The organism is Actinoplanes sp. G11-F43 (assembly GCF_050589265.1).
GTDB lineage: Bacteria > Actinomycetota > Actinomycetes > Mycobacteriales > Micromonosporaceae > Actinoplanes.
In genome coordinates this window covers 13,904-30,549 of record NZ_JBNZCE010000020.1, presented here as the reverse complement: position 1 = coordinate 30,549, position 16,646 = coordinate 13,904, and the positions used below count along the sequence as shown (strand labels likewise).

The following is a 16,646-nucleotide window of genomic DNA, read 5'->3' as shown; positions in this document are numbered from 1 at the left end:
TGCGGGGAGCACCGCATTCGCCCGGCGGTCGCCGGGCGGTCCAGGGTCGTGCGGGCCTCGCGGGGACGGCGTCGAGCTTTTTCCGGGCGTACGAAATCTAAGAATTTGATCCGGCTTGTCGATCTTTCGGTCCGGACGGCGTGCGGACTGGGGAGTGATCATGGAGCGGTGGTTCGGAGTCGGGCGCAGTGTGGCCGCGGATCCCGCTGTAGCCGGGTCGAAAGCCTGCCGGGAGGCGGTCGGTGGGCGGCGGGCCGGGCTGCTCGTGGTGTTCGCGTCGCCGTCGCACGCCACGCCGGAGATGGCCGCGGCGGTGCACGCCGAAGCCGGCGGTGACGTGCTGATGATCGGCTGTTCGACGTCGGGTCAGTTCACCGCGGACGGGCACGGCGGCGGCGTCGTCGTCAACGCGCTCGGCGGCTGGTCGGCGGCGGTCCGGGCGGTGCCGCACACCGAGACCGGCCTGTACGAGGCGGGCATCGCCGCCGCGTCCTGCCTCGACGACGTGGCCGGTGAGCACAAGGTGGTGCTGCTGCTCGGCGACGGCCGCAGCAGTGACCAGCAGGAGATGGTGCGGGGCGCCTACACGGTGGCGGGGGCGGGGATTCCGCTGGTCGGCGGATGCGCCGGGGACGATGTCACCCAGACCGGGACGTACGCCTTCTTCAGCGACGGATCCGGCGTCCAGGTGCTGCCCAACGCGGTCCTCGGCGCCGCGCTGGCCGGGCCGTCCCCGTTCGGCATCGGCATCGAGCACGGCTGGCACAAGACCGGCGATCCGATGGTCGTCACCCGCAGCGAGTCGGGAACCATCTTCGAACTCGACGGCGAACCGGCCCTCGACATCTACCTGCGCCGCACCGGTGGAGACGCCTCGCTCGCGGACGATCCGGGCGCGTTCCTGAACCACGCCACCGTGCGCCCCCTCGGCCTGGCCCGCCGCAGCGGTGAGGACATCCGCATCATCTTCGCCGCCGACCCGGTCCAACGGTCCATCTCCGGACTGGCCGACACCCCGGAAGGCGCCATGGTCTGGTTCATGGAGGCCGACCGCGACGCGGTCGTCGACGCCACCGCCGCCGCCGCGTCCGCCGCCCTGTCCGCGGTTCCGTCACCGCTCGGCGTGCTGATCTTCGACTGCTGTGTACGCCCCCTCGCGCTCGGCGACGACGGCACCGGCCTGGCCGTGTCCCGGCTGCGGGAACGGCTCGGTGGGCTGCCGTACGGCGGCTTCTGGAGCAACGGTGAGATCGTCCGGCGGCCGCAGGCCAAGGGCATGCACCACCTGACCGTCGTCGCGCTCGCCGTCAGCTGATGCCCACCTGGTCGACGCTGCAGCTCACCGAGTTCTTCAGCGCCATCACCCGGGCCGGGTCGATCCCCAGCGCCGCCCGCCTCGCCGTCCAGCGCGCCGCCGAGGCCACCGACTCCGAGGTGGCCGCGGTGATCTGCGACGACCAGGTGGCCGCGTCGGTCGGGCTGGGCCGCGACCCCGCCCCGGCGGCCTTCGGCCAACTGCGGCCGGCCTACTTCGACACCGCCCACCACCTGGACCGCGACTCGGCCGACCGGCTGATCGTGGCCCGCGCCGACGAGCCGTTCAGCGCAGAGGAACGCCAGATGCTGCAGGGCATGGCCCGGGTGCTCGGGCTGGCGTTGCGCGGCCTGCGCACCCTGGAAGCCGAACGTGCCCTCCGGCAGGCCCTGGAACGCCGGGAACTCCTCCTGGAGACCCTTCTGCGGGTGCAACGTCAGGCCGGCCAGCGGACCCCGCTCGACCAGTCCCTGCACCTGATCACCGCCGGCGCGGCGGGCCTGCTGGAGGACGTCACGGTGGCCCTGCTGCTGCGCGGCACGGTGGCGTCGGTGAGCGGCCGCCCGTGCGACACCGCCGTGCTGTTCAACGCCACCCTGACCGCCCCGGTCCACATCGACGGCACCGAGGCGGGCGCCCTGGTGATGGTCGGCGGCCCCGCCGACGCGGAACAGCGGGACGTCCTCGCCGCCTTCGCCGAACAGGCCAGCCTCGCCCTCACCGGCGCGCACACCCTCGCCGCCGTGCACGAGGCCCGGCACGATCCGCTGACCCGCCTGCCGAACCGCTCCCTGTTCCTGCAACGCGTCGAGGAGACGGTCGCCGCCGACCGCCCGGCCGCCCTGCTCTACCTGGACCTGGACCTGTTCAAGCAGGTCAACGACACGCTCGGCCACGCGGCCGGCGACGAGTTGCTGCGCGCGGTCGCGGCCCGCCTGAAAGCCGCCGTCCGCGACACCGACATGGCGGCCCGCTTGGGCGGCGACGAGTTCGCGGTCCTCCTCGACCCCCTGCCCGACCCCACCCGTGCCCGCGAGACCGCGCAGCGGGTCATCGACTCGATCGACCGCCCGTACGACATCGCCGGCCGCACCGTCCGCACCCGCGCCAGCGTGGGCATCGCCTACAGCGGAGGCCGCTCCGCCGAACGCCTGCTGGAGGAGGCCGACCTGGCGATGTACCGCGCGAAGCGCGCGAGCAAGGGCACGTTCCAGGAGTTCGCCCTACCCCGGGCCGGCTGACCCGGAACGATGGGCGACTCTGCCCGCCGCAGAATCGCTGGGCCCTGGGAGCACGCCGGTGGCAGTCTCGTCGGTGTGACCGCGTTCGCGCTGCAGGCGCAGCCCACCGATGCCGGGGAATGGCTGGAGCTGGCCCGGCGGGCCGAGGCCGCCGGGTTCGGCACCCTGCAGGCCGCCGACCATCCGGGGGCCTGTGCCGCGCCCTATGTGGCGCTCGCCGCGGCCGCCGCGGTGACCAGCACGATCCGGCTCGGGTCGTACGTGTCGAACGCCGGCGTGCGGGAACCGCTCCTGCTCGCCGCGGACGTGGCCACCCTGGACGTGGTGTCCGGTGGGCGCGCCCACCTCGGGCTCGGCGCCGGGCACACCCCGGCCGAGTGGCTGGCCGTCGGGCGGGAGCGGCCGGACGTCGCCGGGCGGGTGGACCGCTGTCTGGCCGTCGCGGACGCGGTCCGGCGGCTGCTGGACGGGGAGACGGTCACCGTCGACGGCCCGCATCTGCGGATGTCCAGGGCGGTGCTGGAGAAGCCGCGGCCGGTTCAGGACCGGGTTCCGCTGCTGCTGGGGACGGCCAACACCCGGATGCTGCGGTGGGCTCGCGAGCACGCGGACGTGGTCGGCCTGACCGGTTTCGGCCGTACGCTTCCGGACGGGCACCGCCATGACGCCCGCTGGCGCCTCGATCAGATAGACGCGCAGGTGGATCTGGTGCGCGGCGGGCCGTCCCTGGAGGCGCTGGTCCAGATCATGGAGATCACCGACGACGCCGAGGCGGTCGCCGCCCCGCACGCCGAGGAGCTCGGTCTGTCCGTCGAGGAGCTGCTGGCGGTGCCGTTCGTGCTGATCGGGACGCCCGCCGAGATCCGGGCCGCGATCAAGGAGCATGAAGAACGGTGGGGCATCAGCCGGTACGCGGTACGAACGCCCGCCTTCGCCGCCGTCGAAGCCCTCGGGTTGCTCCGGCCGGACGGCACTGTTGAATCGGGGGCATGACCACCTCCCGGACCGCCGTCGCCGCCGCGAGTGTGACGGTGCTGTTGTGGGCGTCCGCCTTCGTCGGCATCCGCGCCGCGGCACCGTACTTCTCGCCGGGTTCGCTGGCCCTCGGGCGCCTGCTGGCCGGCGCCGCCACCCTGCTGATCTTTCTGGCCGTACGCCGTCAGGGCCTGCCACCACGGGCCGCCTGGCCGGGCATCGTGGTCTCCGGGGTGGTCTGGTTCGGCGTCTACATGGTCGCGCTGAACTGGGGTGAGCAGCTTGTCGACGCCGGCACCGCGGCGATGCTGGTGAACATCGGGCCGGCCATGATGGCCCTGCTGGCCGGGTGGCTGCTGCGTGAGGGGTTCCCGCCCCGGCTGCTGGCCGGGATCGGCGTCTCGTTCGCCGGGACGGTGATCGTCGGGTTCTCGATGTCCGGCGGCGGCCGCACGTCGCTTCTGGGAGTGGGGTTGTGCCTGGTCGCGGCGGTGACGTACGCCGCCGGGGTGGTGGCGCAGAAGCCGGCGCTGCGGCACGCGACCGCGTTGCAGGCGACCACGTTCGGCTGCCTGATCGGTGCGGTCGCGTGCCTGCCGTTCGCCGGGCAGCTGGCCGGCGATGTCGCCGCCGCCCCGTGGACGATCACCCTCACCGTCGTCTACCTGGGCGTCTTCCCGACCGCGATCGCGTTCACGACCTGGGCGTACGCACTGGCGCGGACGACGGCGGGGAAGATGGGCTCGACCACGTACGCCGTACCGGCAATCGTGGTCCTGATGTCCTGGATCGTCCTGGGTGAGATCCCCGGATGGCTGACTCTGATCGGTGGCGCCCTGTGCCTGGCGGGCGTCGCGGTGTCCCGAAGCCGCCCGGCGGCGGTCACAGCACCGTCGACCGCAGCGCCTCCAGCACCCCCGGGTAGAGCCGGCTCTTGATCGTCCGCAGTGTCGGCCCGGCCTTGCCCGCCTGCGCCTTGGCCAGCGACAACGCCGTCGGCAACACCTCGTCGGCGGGCACCGCCAGATCGACGATGTGACGTTCGGCGGCCTCGGCGCCTCCATAGCGACGCGCGGTGATCATCGCCTCGTGCGCGGTCTGCGGGGTGAGCCGAGCCTGGATGAGAGCGCTCATGCCGGGGGTGAACGGCAGGTCGATGTCCGCTTCCGGCAGGCACCAGAAGCCCCGGTCGGCGCGCATCACCCGCAGATCGTGGGCGAGCGAGAGCATGGCGCCGCCGGCGAACACATGCCCGGGGATGGCGGCGACCGTCACCAGGGGCAAGGTCAAGATCCGGGCGAGCAGACGATGGACGGAGTACGCGTACTCGGCACGCGATTCCGGATGTGTCATCAGCCAGTCGAGGTCGAGCCCGAGGCTGTAATGCTTGCCGGTGGCGGTGGTGACGAGTGCCTTCTTGGTGGCGTTCTCCACTTCGTCGAGCATCGTGCCGACGGCGGTGAGCCAGTCGGGGTGCATGCGGTTCTCGTCGTCGCCGAGGTCGAGGACGTGGACGTCGTCGTGCAGGGTGAGGGTCGGCATGGCGGGCCTCCTTGGCTACTCGTCGGTAACATAGCCGACCGGCCCCGGTTCGTCGATGACTGCGTGCACGGGCACAATGGGAGGGTTGGTTTGGCGGCGAGCCCCTCAGGAGGACACGGTGGCGCTTCAGGAACGGCCGGAGAAGTGCGTGGTGGCCGTCGACGGCCCGTCCGGATCGGGCAAGTCCACCGTCTCCCGGCGACTCGCCACCGCGGTCGACGGGGTCTACCTCGACACCGGCGCCATGTACCGGGCGATCACGTGGGCCGTACTCCAAGCGGGTGTCGACCTGAACGACCCGGACGCGATCGCCAAGATCGCCCTGGAGACCGAGCTGTCGATCGGCACCGATCCGTCCGCCCCGCACTTCGCCGCGAACGGCACCAACGTCGACGCCCCGATCCGCGGCCCCGAGGTCACCGGCGCGGTCTCCGCCGTCGCCGCCGTCCCCGCCGTCCGCAAGCACCTGGTCGCGCTCCAGCAGGCCATCATCGGCGGGCACCCGCGCATCATCGTCGAGGGCCGCGACATCGCGTCGGTCGTCGCCCCCGGCGCCGACCTGAAGGTCTACCTGACCGCCTCCGCCGCCGCCCGTGCCGCCCGCCGCAGCGCCGAGGACGCCACCGACGTCGCCGCCACCGAGGCCGACCTGGCCCGCCGCGACAAGCTCGACTCCAGCCGGGCTGTCGACCCGCTCAAGCAGGCGGGTGACGCCGTCGAGGTCGACACCACCGGCATGGGCATCGACGAGGTCGTCGCCCACCTCCTGCATCTGCTGAACAGCAAGGTAAGTAAGTGACTGAGCTTCCCGCCGGCCTCGATCTCAACGACTTCGAGGGCGGAACCGATTTGAGTTCCTATCAGGATTCGTCCGATTCGCCAGAATTTGTCGGCCCTGTTCCCGTCGTCGCCGTGGTCGGCCGCCCCAACGTGGGCAAATCGACCCTGGTGAACCGCATCATCGGCCGCCGCCAGGCAGTCGTCGAGGACAAACCGGGCGTGACCCGGGACCGGGTGCCGTACGACGCCCAGTGGAGCGGCCGCCGCTTCACCGTCGTCGACACCGGCGGCTGGGAACCGGACGCGAAAGACCGGGCGGCGGCCATCGCCAACCAGGCCGAGATCGCCGTACAGACCGCTGACGTGGTCGTCTTCGTCGTCGACGTCTCGGTCGGCGCCACCGACGTCGACGAGGCCGCCGTCAAGATGCTGCGCCGCAGCCACAAACCGGTGATCCTGGTCGCCAACAAGGCCGACAACCAGAACCTGGAGTTGGAGGCGGTCCACCTCTGGTCCCTGGGCCTGGGTGAACCCCACCCGATCTCGGCCCTGCACGGCCGCGGCTCCGGCGACCTGCTCGACGACATCCTCAACGCGCTCCCACCCACCCCGCCGGTGGTCGAGGGCGGCCCGCGCGGCCCCCGCCGGGTGGCCCTCGTCGGTCGCCCGAACGTGGGAAAGTCCAGCCTCCTCAACCGGGTCGCCAAGGAGGAGCGCGCCGTCGTCGACTCGGTCGCCGGCACCACCGTCGACCCGGTCGACAGCCTGGTCGAGATGGACGGCGAGGTCTGGCAGTTCGTCGACACGGCCGGCCTGCGCAAACGGGTCCACCAGGCCTCCGGTACGGAGTACTACGCCTCCCTGCGCACCGCCGGCGCCGTCGAAGCGGCCGAGGTGGCGGTGATCCTGCTGGACTCCGGCGAGGTCATCAGCGAACAGGACCAGCGGGTCATCACCCAGGTCATCGAAGCCGGCCGGGCCCTGGTCATCGCCTTCAACAAGTGGGACCTGGTCGACGCCGACCGCCGGTTCTACCTGGACAAGGAGATCGACCGCGACCTGAAACGGGTCACCTGGGCGGTCCGGGTCAACATCTCCGCCAAGACCGGCCGCGCCGTCGACAAGCTGGCCCCCGCCATCCGCCGCGCGCTGGCCTCCTGGGAGACCCGCGTCCCCACCGGCGCCCTCAACCAGTGGCTGACGGCGCTGACACAGGCCACCCCACACCCGGTCCGCGGCGGCCGGGCCCCCCGGGTCCTGTTCGCCACCCAGGCCGGCGTGGCCCCGCCCCGCTTCGTCCTGTTCACCACCGGTCCGTTCGACGCCGGGTACCTGCGCTTCATCGAACGCAAGCTCCGCGAGGAGTTCGGCTTCGAAGGCACCCCGATCGAGGTGACCGCCAAACCCCGCAAGAAGCTGGGGCCGGGGGGTCGCGGAAAAGCCCACGGGTGAGGTTGCTAGTCTTTAGGAGATGTCGCGCGGGGCTGAGGCTCCGGGCGGGATCGGGCTGTAGCGCAGCTTGGTAGCGCACTTGACTGGGGGTCAAGGGGTCGCAGGTTCAAATCCTGTCAGCCCGACCATTGAAAAGCCCTGACCAGCTTAATTGCTGGTCAGGGCTTTCCTTTTGCCCGTTCTGATATGAATCGTTCCCCGAAAACATGCAGGGGCGAGGCTCTACCTGCCCGACGGCATCGAGATCCGCAAACCCAAAATCGGCGACGCCACCGGCACGCGCTTCGGGATCTCCTTGACGCCCATCAGGCGATCGGCCGGGCGCCCGTGCTGCTGCGAGCCCGCTCGATGATCCGGCACAGCGACTCCTCGACGTACGGGACGAGGCCGTTGCGCCGTGGCCCCAGCCTGTTGACGAATCGAATGTGATCGTTAACATGGGGGAAATCGAACTGTTTCGATCCCCATCGGAACGGTTCTTCCCGCCGCGGCCCGGTTTCCCCGAACCTGGTCGCGCATCCCCAGCGGAGGCGATACCCCATGAGAATCCGCAAGCTGCTCGTCGCCGGGCTGGCCGGCGTCCTCGCCCTCACCTCGGGTGGGATCAGCGCCGCCCGCGCCGACGCCTACCCCGGGCCCGGCGTCGTCACCGGGTCCACCAACGTTCACGACCCCTCGATGATCAAGCGGCCCACCGGCGGCTACCTGCTCGCGCACACCGGTGACGGGATCACGCTCAAGACGTCCAGCGACCGGACCGCGTTCGCCGACGCCGGGCGGGCCTTCCCCAACGGGACGTCCTGGGCCAACGCCTACACCAACAACGGGGCCAACCTGTGGGCGCCGGACATCTCCTACCGTAACGGCAAGTACTGGCTGTACTACTCGGCCTCCACGTTCGGCTCCAGCAAGTCGGCGATCTTCCTGGCCACCAGCAGCACCGGGAACTCCGGCAGCTGGACGCACGTCGGGCGGGTGATCGAGTCGACCGCCTCCAGCAACTGGAACGCCATCGACCCGAACCTCACCGTCACGCCGGGTGGTGAGTGGTGGCTGTCGTTCGGGTCGTTCTGGTCCGGCATCAAGATGGTCAAGATCAATCCGTCGACGGGGCTGCGGGCCGACTCCACTCTGCACAACATCGCCGAGCGGTTCGTGAACAGCAAGTCGGTGGAGGCTCCGGTCATCCACTACCGGAACGGCTACTACTACCTGTTCATGTCGTTCGACTTCTGCTGCCGGGGCGCGTCCAGCACGTACCGGACGATGGTGGCGCGGTCGACGAGCATCACCGGGCCGTACCGGGATCGGGCCGGCACCCTGACCACGGCCGGCGGTGGCACCGAGATCCTGGCCGGGCATGACGCCATCCACGGGCCGGGGCATCCGGCGGTCTTCACCGACACCGATGCCGACGTGCTGGTCTACCACTACTACAACGCGTCGGGCACCGCGAAGCTCGGCATCAACCTGCTCGGATGGGACTCCTCAGCCTGGCCGTACGTCTACTGATTCCGGTCGTGNNNNCACGACGTAGTGTGCGTCTACGACAGGTCGATGTAGTCCAGTTCGGCGTACCCGGTGCCACCGGCGAAGTTCGGCGAGCCCTTGGCCAGCCGGATCATGTTCCAGCCGGCCCGCAGGTTGACCGTGGTGTTGACGGTCGCGCCGAACACACCCCACGACCCGGTGGCCGGATAGCTCACCGTCTGCCAGGCGCCGCCGTTGTACGCGAGACCGTGTGTGGCGGTGGCCCCGGTTCCGTTGGCGTACCCGATGGTCATCGTGTAGTCGCGCGCCGACGGCACGTTGACCAGGAAGTCCACGAAGGACTGATTGCGCGGGTTGGCCGAGCCGTCGATCTGCCCGACGAAGCCGCCGTTGGACGCCGAGCCGGAGGAGAACCGGTTGGCGTTGACCACGGTGGCGTTCTCCGCCTCGTACCGTTGCTGCCAGGTGGGCACTCCCGAGGCCGGGGTGACCAGCAGCTGGTAGGAGTCCCACGCGTGCATCCCGGTGACCGGGACGCTGATCGCCCCGCCGGACACCGGGTAGGTGCCGGACGACACCGCGATCGGCGCGCCCTGGTTGGTGAACCGCCCGGTGGTGCCGCTGCGCACGACGGTGGCCCGCACCTGGGAGCCGAGCGCGCCGAGCCCGGTGACCCGGACGGTGTTGTCGCCGCTGTCACCGCCGAAGACCACGTTCACGATCCGGCGGGTGCCGTCGTACGACGCGACCCCCTCCAGCCAGGAGCCGGGAACCGTGCGGACGATGTTGCCGGACTGGTCGCCGTACCACTTGTAGGTCCAGTACGAGCTGGTCGGCTGGTTGTTGTGCAGCAGCCCGTTGAGGGTGCCCGCCTCGTACCAGTAGGCGCGTTCCGCCGACCGGATCCCGTGCCGTTCGAAGACCGCCATGTAGTGCACCGCGACGCTGGGGATGTCCACCTGGGACGGTGACGCGTACTCGTTGATCGAGATGGGCCGGGGCGCGATGCCGAGTGACCGCTCGATCGCCCGGTAGTCATTGACGTGCGCCTCCACCTGCAGGTATTTGTCGTTCTCCAGCTCGTGCCAGACGATCACGTCGGGCAGGGTGCCGGTGTCCCGCGCGTTGGTGAGGAAGCTGACCATCCAGTCGTGGTTGTAGACCGAGTGGCTGGGCCCGACGATCGGGGTGATCGTGTCGAGGCCGCGGATCAGGCGGTGGGTGCGGGTCCAGCCGGCGTTGAACGTACCGGCGGCACTGGTGTTCCAGGTCCAGTCCGGTTCGTTCCACAACTCGTAACCGTCGACGTTGGTGGTGGTCGCGGCACTCAGCCGGGTGTTGACGATGGTGCGGACCTTGGACTCCCAGTCGGCCCAGCTGACCCAGCGGTACGGGAAGTCCTTGTAGATGTCCGGCAGCCGCCAGAACTGCTGGGCGCCGGCGCTTGTCACCTTGCCGGCGACGAGGGCGCCGTCGCAGCAGGGGGTGGTGGCGCCGTTGCCCAGCTGTTGCACGCCGGGCGGCGGCTGGGTGAGGTGGTTGAGCCGGAGCGGGTACAGCCGGTCCAGCGGCGGTTTGCTGCCGGTGTCGACGGCGTAGAGGCCACCGGCCGCGACGTGCGTGACCGGGCGGACGACGGTGCCGACGTCGACGGTGAGGGTGTTGCCGGCGGCCCGCACCGGGCTGGGGACGGCCAGCCCGGCGACGACCAGTAACAGAGCGGTGAGTCGGTATCGCACTGTTTCACCTCGATGGGGGTGATGGGGACGGTTAGTCCACCTGTGGCGCGAGGGGGATCCAGACCCGCATCGGTCCGGGTTCGCGGTTGGCCCACAGGAAGTAGGGAATGGCGGTGACGGTGTGCTGCACCGCCGTGGCCGCAGCCAGCGGAAAAGGACCATAAAGAGCGACATGCGAATTTGCCGGTACGCCCACCTGAACGCGGAGCGTGACCGGTGCCAGCCCGCTGTCGTGGTACGCGACGGAGATCGGCGCCGCCGGATCCAGCGCCAGGTCCTCGAAGAGCGCATCCGGCATGTCGACGTGTTCGAGGCAGTACACCAACGGTCCCCGGACCAGCGCGACAGTGCCCCGGACGGCGTCCACCCGCGGGTGCGCGGCGACCAGCCGGGCCGGCATCGCGAGGGTGAGGACCACCCGGTCGCCGGTGTGCCAGATCCGGTGCAGGCGCAGGTGACCGTTCTGGACCCGTACCACCGCGGGGGTGTCGTTGATCGTCAGGCGGACGTCGGAGCACCAGGCCGGCACCCGCAACGTCAGGGCCCACGGGGTGTCCGTCGTGGCCGTGACGGTGACGGTGACCTGCTCGTCCCACGGGTAACGGGTCTCCACCCGGACCGCCCTGTCCCCGGCGGTGAACTCCCCACTGCCGTAGAGGTGCAGCTGGAGGCCGTCCTCGTCACCGGTGGCGGCATAGGTGTGCAGCGACGCCATCAGCCGGGCCAGGTTGGGCGGGCAGCAGGCGCAGTCGTACCAGTCGAGGCGGTGGCCGCGCGCGTACTCGCCGCCGCCGTCGTGGCCGGTACGCCGTTGCAGCGGGGTGGAGTAGAAGAACGCGGTGCCGTCGGTGGCGGTGCTGGCGGCGATCGCGTTGTGCAGGACTCGTTCCATCTCGTCGGCGTACTTCACCTTCCCGGTGGCCAGCAGCAGGCGCCAGCCGAGCTGGAAACTGGCGATCGCGGCGCACGTCTCGGCGTAGGCGCGGTCCGGCGGCAGCTCGTACGCGTCGCCGTACGCCTCGTCCCGGTGCCGGGAGCCCTGGCCGCCGGTCAGGTAGGTGCGGGTGTCGAGCGCCGAGTCCCACAGTCGTTCGGTGACCGCCAGCAGCTCGGTGTCGCCGGTCTCCACCGCCACGTCGACCGCTCCGGCCAGCAGGTAGAGCTGCCGGACCACGTGCCCGGTCACCTCGTCGGCCGTACGCAGCGGGGTGTGGTCCTGGTAGTAGGCGGCGCCGAAGCGGCCCTCCCCCAGCGTGCCGTGGCCGCGGTTCTCGACGAAGCGGGCGGCCAGGTCGAGGTACGGGCGGTGGCCGGTGACCCGGTACAGCTCGGCCAGCGCGGTCTCGATCTCCGGGTGTCCGTCGACCTCGTTCGAGGACTCGTACCGGCGTACCAGAAGGTCGGCGAAGCGGCGGGCCACCGCGACGACCTGCTGGGCCACCGCATCGCCGGGCGCGGACCGGGCGGCGGCCACGGCCGCCTGGATCAGGTGGCCGGCGGTGTACATCTCGTGGCTGAAGTGCAGCTCGGTCCACCGCCGGTCCCGGGTGGCCGGCTCCTGGTAGAAGGAGACCAGGTAGCCGTCCGGGTCCTGGGCCTTCTCCAGCAGCGCGGCGGCCTCCTCGGCGAAGGCAGCCGAGGTGCCGGACCAGAACGCCGCCTCCAGGGTCTTGTGCACGTCGGTGTCGGCGAACCAGTAGCCCCGGTACTCCGCGTCGCTGTCACCGGTGACGCGCCGCAGGTTGGCCAGGTTGCCGTAGGTCTCGACCCGGGCCACACAGTGCGGCAGGGTGGCCGCGGTGTTGCGGGCCTGCCAGCCGCCGAGCAGGCCGTCCGGCGCGAGCCGCACCCGGTTCGCGGGCAGCGGCCGGAACCGGCCGATCGCCTGCGGGGTCGGCACGACGGGACCGTGGAGATCAGAGCTCATGGTGTTCCTCTAGTCCTTGACGGCGCCGGCGGTCACACCGGCGGCCACGTAACGCTGGGCCAGGATGAGCAGCAGCGTCGCGGGGATCGACGCGACCACGGCGGTTGCCATGATCGCGTTCCACTGCTGGTTGTTGTTGCCGATGTAGTGGTAGATGCCGAGGGTGATGGGCTGGGCGTCGCCGCCGCCGTCGAGGGTGGTGGCGAAGACGAAGTCGGACCACGCCCAGAGGAAGGCGAACAGGCTGACCGTGACGATCGCGTTGCGCGACACCGGCAGGATCACCGAGACGAAGGTGCGCCACCGGTTCGCGCCGTCGATCATCGCCGCGTTGATCAGCTCGTCCGGGATCCCGGACATGAACGCGGTGAAGATCAGCACGCCGAACGGGACCGCGATGGTGGAGTCGGCCAGGATCAGGCCGGGGATCGTGTTCAGCACGCCGAGCCGCAGGTAGACGGCGTAGAAGCCCATCGCCATGATGATTCCCGGGATCATCTGGGCGATCAGCAGCACGAAGCTGAGCACGCCACCGCCCTTCGGGCGCAGCTTGGCCAGGGCGTATCCGGCCGGTGCGGAGAGCGCGAGGGTCAGCGCCACGGTGCCCAGACCGATGATCAACGACGTTCCGAGGTACGGCAGCTGCTGGTCGAGGACCGCGCGGTAACCCTCCAGGGTCCCGTCGTACGGGAACAGGTGCGGTGGGTCGGCCCGCATGTTCGTGTCCTTGGTGAACGACACGTTGATCATCCAGTAGACCGGGAACAGCATCACCGCGGTGAAGAACAGGCCGAGCCCGGTCTTGGCGTACCGCCTGATCACGCGTTCAGCCTCCTCTGGAAGCGGATGTAGAGCAGGCCGAAGGCGAGCGCCATCAGGATCAGCAGGTTGCCGACCGCCGCGCCGGGGCCGAACTCGGGCAGCAGGCTGCCGAAGCTGTACTGGTAGGACCAGGTCGCGAAGGTGGTGGACGCGTTCACCGGCCCGCCCTTCGTCATGATCCAGATCAGGTCGAAGACCTTCAGGGTGTAGACCAGCCCGAGCAGCAGGGTGATCGCCGAGACCGGCCGCAGCAGCGGGAAGGTCACCCGCCAGAACCGCTGCCGGCCGTTCGCGCCGTCCAGGGCGGCCGCCTCGTACACCTCGGCCGGGATGGCCTGGAGTCCGCTGTAGAGCACCACCAGGTTGAACGGGATGCCGATCCAGATGTTCGCGATGATCACGCTGGTCAGCGCCCAGTCCGGGGAGGTCAGCCAGTTGACCGGCTCGGCGCCGAGCAGCCCGAGGAAGGCGTTGACGATGCCGGAGTCGCTGTTGAGCATCCACGCCCAGGTGGACGCGCTGACGATCAGCGGCAGCAGCCACGGGACCAGGAACAGCGCCCGCAGCGTCGCCGACAGCCGGAAACTCTGGGCGAAGAAGACCGCCAGCGCCAGCCCGATGGAGAACTGGAACGCGATGCTGACCACGGTGAACACCACCGTGTGCAGGAGCGCCGGCCCGAACGTGGCGTCGGCGAACACCTCGCGATAGTTGGCCAGCCCGGCGAACGGCGCGTCACCCTGGACGAACGAGCGGACGGTGTACTCCCGCAGGCTCAGGTCCAGGTTGCGGTAGAGCGGGTAGGCGTAGAAGGCGATCAGGTAGATCACGATCGGCGCGCAGAACGCCCACCCGGTCCAGTGACCCCGGCCCCGCCGGACCCGGGCGGCCTGCTCCCGGGTCCGGACGAGAGTGGAGACCTGCGTGGTCACTTGGTCGCCGCGGCGGCGGTGCTCTGCGCGGTCCTCAGCGCGTCCGCCGGGCCGGCCGACCCGCTGAGCGCGGCCTGGAACGCGGTCCACAGCGGCTGCGAGATCTTCGGGTACTTCGTGCCCAGGTCGTCACTGGTCCGGCCCTTGGCCGCCTTGACCGCCTCGACCCAGACGGCCAGCTCCTCGTTCTCGGCCACCTGTTTCTGCTGCACCGCGTCGGTGGCCGCGATGTAGGAGAGCGTGGTGTCCGTGGCGTAGGCGTTGTCCGCGCTGCTCAGGCAGGCGATCAGCTTCTCGGTGACGGCGTACCGGGCGGTCTCGGTCTGCACCGGCGCGGTGACGAACTCGCCACCGGTCGGTGCGGGCGCGGTGCCGCCGGCCTGGGACGGGATCGGGATGATGCCGTACTCGAAGCCGGTCTTCTTCGCGTTGGCCAGCTGCCAGGTGCCGTTCTCGCTGAACGCGAAGTCCCCGGCGGCGAACTCCTGCCAGCTGGTGGTCTGGGTGTTGTTCAGCACCGAGTTCGGCGCCAGCCCGTCCTTGAGCCACCCGGTCCACAGGTCCAGCGCGGCCACGCCCTGCGGCGAGTCGAGCTGGGTCAGGTTCGCGCCGGATCCCCAGAACCAGGGCAGGAACTGGAAGCTGCCCTCCTCGGTGCCGATCGCCGAGAAGGTGATGCCCTTCCTGCCGTTCTCCTTGACCTTGCGCAGCGCGCCGGTCAGCGACGCCCAGTCCTTGATCGCCGCCGGGTCGACCTTCGCGTCGTCCAGGATCTTCTTGTTGTAGTAGAGCGCGAGGGTGTTGGCGCCGATCGGGATGCCGTACGTCTTGCCACCGATCTGGCCGGCCGCCAGCAGGTTCGGCGAGACGGCGGTGGTGTCGACCTTCATCTCCTCGGTGGTGGTGAGCACCCCGGCGTCGGCCAGGGTGGAGACCACCGGGTTGTCCACGATCAGCACGTCCGGTGAGTCGGCCTGCTGCGCGGCGAGCAGAGCCTTGTTGGTCAGGTCGGTAGTGTCGTAGCCGGTCCGCTTGACCGTCACGCCGGCGTCGGTACCGCACGTGGTCAGCAGTTTCACCCAGTCCGACGAGTCGTCGAACTGCGGGTACGGGTCCCAGATCGTGTAGTCGCCGCTCGCGGCGGCGCCGTCTTCCTCCTGGGAGCAGCCGCTCAGCAGCAGACAGGCGGTGAGGGCGACCGCCGCCACCGCACGAAGGTTGGTCATATCGGGTTCCCCTTGTACCTGGGAGGGGTCGCGTCTTCGGGAGTGAGAAACGCAAGGAAATCGATTTCCTAGACGCTAAGTAGCGGCTTGCTCGCATGTCAAGACCAAGTTACGGTCGCATGAAGCGCCTCTTCGGATGCGCTGGGAAACTGGGGAGGAAACACTGAGCACCATGGATCGCGCGGTGACCATCAGCCAGGTGGCCGCGCTCGCGGGGGTCTCCACCGGCACGGCGTCCAAGGCACTCAACGGGCGCGGGGCGCTGCGGCCGGAGACCCGGCTGCGGGTCCAGCAGGCGGCCGAGCAACTCGGGTTCGTCGCCAACGCGGCGGCCCGGTCGCTGCAGACCGGCCGCACCTACACGGTCGGCATGATCACCACCGACAGCATCGGCCGGTTCAGCATCCCGCTGCTCATCGGCGCCGAGGACGCGCTCGGCGCCGGCCAGATGTCGATCTTCCTGTGCGACGCCCGGGACGACCCGATCCGCGAGCAGTACTACCTGCGTACGCTACTCAGCCGCAAGGTCGACGGGATCATCGTGACCGGCCGGCGCACCCAGGCGCGCGCCCCGATCGGGGTCGGCCTGCCGGTGCCGGTGGTCTACGCGTTCATCAGCTCGGCCGATCCGCGGGACTGTTCGGTGGTGCCGGACGAGGCGGACGGCTCCCGGCGCGCCATCCGGCACCTGCTGGCCACCGGGCGGCGCCGGATCGCCCACGTCACCGGGCCCGAACACCACCACTCGGCGACCGTGCGGGCCCGCGCCGCCGAGGACACCCTGGCCGCCGAGGGGCTGCGGCCGGCCGCACCCACCCTGTACGGCGAGTGGAGCGAGGCGTGGGGCCGGCAGGCCGCCGGAATCCTGCTCTCCACCGGCGCCGACGTCGACGCGGTGTCGTGCGGCAGCGACCAGATCGCCCGGGGCCTGGCCGAGGCGCTCACCAAGGCCGGCCGGGACATCCCGCGGGACGTGGCGCTTGTCGGCTTCGACAACTGGGACGTCATGGTGGAGGGCTGCCAGCCGCCGCTGACCAGCATCGACATGGATCTGGAAGGGATCGGCCGGACCGCCGCCGAGCAGTTGCTGGCGGCGATCAACGGCTCCCCCACACACGGCCAGCACGCCCGCCCCTGCCGCCTGATCCCCCGCGCCTCCACAGCCGTCTGACCCAGCCGGCGCTCGAATCGTGTGGTCACTTGC

General features: G+C 70.4%; 14 protein-coding genes and 1 tRNA gene. 9 read left to right on the top strand and 6 right to left on the bottom strand.

What is annotated here, in order from left to right; genetic code table 11:
* Positions 1-160 precede the first annotated feature (160 nt).
* From ACQ0O7_RS24260 to ACQ0O7_RS24245, 4 genes are all read left to right on the top strand, one after another.
* Positions 161-1,315 (top strand): FIST signal transduction protein, encoded by a 1,155-nt coding sequence (locus ACQ0O7_RS24260; protein ID WP_430784529.1) that lies wholly within the window; start codon positions 161-163, stop codon positions 1,313-1,315.
* Positions 1,315-2,556, top strand: coding sequence for a diguanylate cyclase domain-containing protein (locus tag ACQ0O7_RS24255; protein ID WP_430784527.1), 1,242 nt, complete (start codon positions 1,315-1,317; stop codon positions 2,554-2,556). The genes ACQ0O7_RS24260 and ACQ0O7_RS24255 overlap by 1 nt, the downstream gene beginning before the upstream one ends.
* 75 nt (positions 2,557-2,631) lie before the next feature.
* Positions 2,632-3,549 carry an LLM class flavin-dependent oxidoreductase gene (locus ACQ0O7_RS24250; RefSeq protein WP_430784525.1) on the top strand — a complete coding sequence of 306 codons (918 nt, stop codon included), beginning with the start codon at positions 2,632-2,634 and terminating at the stop codon, positions 3,547-3,549.
* Positions 3,546-4,469 (top strand): DMT family transporter, encoded by a 924-nt coding sequence (locus ACQ0O7_RS24245; RefSeq protein ID WP_430784523.1) that lies wholly within the window; start codon positions 3,546-3,548, stop codon positions 4,467-4,469. The genes ACQ0O7_RS24250 and ACQ0O7_RS24245 overlap by 4 nt, the downstream gene beginning before the upstream one ends.
* Here ACQ0O7_RS24245 and ACQ0O7_RS24240 read toward each other — a convergent pair.
* Complete coding sequence (locus ACQ0O7_RS24240; protein ID WP_430784521.1) at positions 4,414-5,073, bottom strand: enoyl-CoA hydratase-related protein; 660 nt, start codon at positions 5,071-5,073, stop codon at positions 4,414-4,416. The two genes, ACQ0O7_RS24245 and ACQ0O7_RS24240, sit on opposite strands and share 56 nt — an antisense overlap.
* 118 nt (positions 5,074-5,191) lie before the next feature.
* Here ACQ0O7_RS24240 and cmk point away from each other — a divergent pair, with 118 nt between their 5' ends.
* The 4 genes from cmk (at position 5,192) to ACQ0O7_RS24220 (ending at position 8,817) form a co-directional block, all read left to right on the top strand.
* Positions 5,192-5,872, top strand: coding sequence for a (d)CMP kinase (gene cmk, locus ACQ0O7_RS24235; RefSeq protein ID WP_430784519.1), 681 nt, complete (start codon positions 5,192-5,194; stop codon positions 5,870-5,872).
* 50 nt (positions 5,873-5,922) lie between these two features.
* On the top strand, positions 5,923-7,305 hold the full coding sequence (der, locus tag ACQ0O7_RS24230) for a ribosome biogenesis GTPase Der (RefSeq protein WP_430784743.1): 1,383 nt from the start codon (positions 5,923-5,925) through the stop codon (positions 7,303-7,305).
* 51 nt (positions 7,306-7,356) lie between these two features.
* Positions 7,357-7,433, top strand: a tRNA-Pro gene (locus tag ACQ0O7_RS24225).
* Positions 7,434-7,845: 412 nt separating this feature from the next.
* Complete coding sequence (locus ACQ0O7_RS24220; protein ID WP_430784517.1) at positions 7,846-8,817, top strand: arabinan endo-1,5-alpha-L-arabinosidase; 972 nt, start codon at positions 7,846-7,848, stop codon at positions 8,815-8,817.
* A gap of 32 nt (positions 8,818-8,849) precedes the next feature.
* Here the strand turns inward: ACQ0O7_RS24220 and ACQ0O7_RS24215 are convergent, their stop codons facing one another.
* From ACQ0O7_RS24215 to ACQ0O7_RS24195, 5 genes are read right to left on the bottom strand one after another with little or no spacing between them, the layout of a single operon-like run.
* Positions 8,850-10,535, bottom strand: coding sequence for a CBM35 domain-containing protein (locus tag ACQ0O7_RS24215; protein ID WP_430784515.1), 1,686 nt, complete (start codon positions 10,533-10,535; stop codon positions 8,850-8,852).
* A gap of 31 nt (positions 10,536-10,566) precedes the next feature.
* Positions 10,567-12,462 carry a glycoside hydrolase family 127 protein gene (locus ACQ0O7_RS24210; RefSeq protein WP_430784513.1) on the bottom strand — a complete coding sequence of 632 codons (1,896 nt, stop codon included), beginning with the start codon at positions 12,460-12,462 and terminating at the stop codon, positions 10,567-10,569.
* Between the two features lie 9 nt (positions 12,463-12,471).
* Complete coding sequence (locus ACQ0O7_RS24205; RefSeq protein ID WP_430784741.1) at positions 12,472-13,281, bottom strand: carbohydrate ABC transporter permease; 810 nt, start codon at positions 13,279-13,281, stop codon at positions 12,472-12,474.
* The gene (locus ACQ0O7_RS24200) at positions 13,281-14,216 is read right to left on the bottom strand and encodes a carbohydrate ABC transporter permease (protein ID WP_430784511.1); all 936 of its coding nucleotides are present in this window, start codon (positions 14,214-14,216) and stop codon (positions 13,281-13,283) included. The genes ACQ0O7_RS24205 and ACQ0O7_RS24200 overlap by 1 nt, the downstream gene beginning before the upstream one ends.
* Positions 14,213-15,442 (bottom strand): sugar ABC transporter substrate-binding protein, encoded by a 1,230-nt coding sequence (locus ACQ0O7_RS24195; RefSeq protein ID WP_430784509.1) that lies wholly within the window; start codon positions 15,440-15,442, stop codon positions 14,213-14,215. Before ACQ0O7_RS24195 ends, ACQ0O7_RS24200 begins: the two co-directional genes overlap by 4 nt.
* A 172-nt stretch (positions 15,443-15,614) precedes the next feature.
* Here ACQ0O7_RS24195 and ACQ0O7_RS24190 point away from each other — a divergent pair, with 172 nt between their 5' ends.
* Positions 15,615-16,613: a LacI family DNA-binding transcriptional regulator gene (locus ACQ0O7_RS24190; RefSeq protein ID WP_430784507.1), complete on the top strand. Its 999-nt coding sequence runs from the start codon at positions 15,615-15,617 to the stop codon at positions 16,611-16,613.
* The last annotated feature ends 33 nt before the right edge of the window (positions 16,614-16,646 follow it).

What these genes read in the sequence shown, in the direction of transcription:
- ACQ0O7_RS24260 (WP_430784529.1), top strand. Translation starts at nt 161, where the DNA reads ATGGAGCGGTGGTTCGGAGTCGGGCGCAGTGTGGCCGCGGATCCCGCT.
- ACQ0O7_RS24255 (WP_430784527.1), top strand. Translation starts at nt 1,315, where the DNA reads ATGCCCACCTGGTCGACGCTGCAGCTCACCGAGTTCTTCAGCGCCATC.
- ACQ0O7_RS24245 (WP_430784523.1), top strand. Translation starts at nt 3,546, where the DNA reads ATGACCACCTCCCGGACCGCCGTCGCCGCCGCGAGTGTGACGGTGCTG.
- ACQ0O7_RS24240 (WP_430784521.1), bottom strand. Translation starts at nt 5,073, where the DNA reads ATGCCGACCCTCACCCTGCACGACGACGTCCACGTCCTCGACCTCGGC.
- ACQ0O7_RS24220 (WP_430784517.1), top strand. Translation starts at nt 7,846, where the DNA reads ATGAGAATCCGCAAGCTGCTCGTCGCCGGGCTGGCCGGCGTCCTCGCC.
- ACQ0O7_RS24210 (WP_430784513.1), bottom strand. Translation starts at nt 12,462, where the DNA reads ATGAGCTCTGATCTCCACGGTCCCGTCGTGCCGACCCCGCAGGCGATC.
- ACQ0O7_RS24195 (WP_430784509.1), bottom strand. Translation starts at nt 15,442, where the DNA reads ATGACCAACCTTCGTGCGGTGGCGGCGGTCGCCCTCACCGCCTGTCTG.
- ACQ0O7_RS24190 (WP_430784507.1), top strand. Translation starts at nt 15,615, where the DNA reads ATGGATCGCGCGGTGACCATCAGCCAGGTGGCCGCGCTCGCGGGGGTC.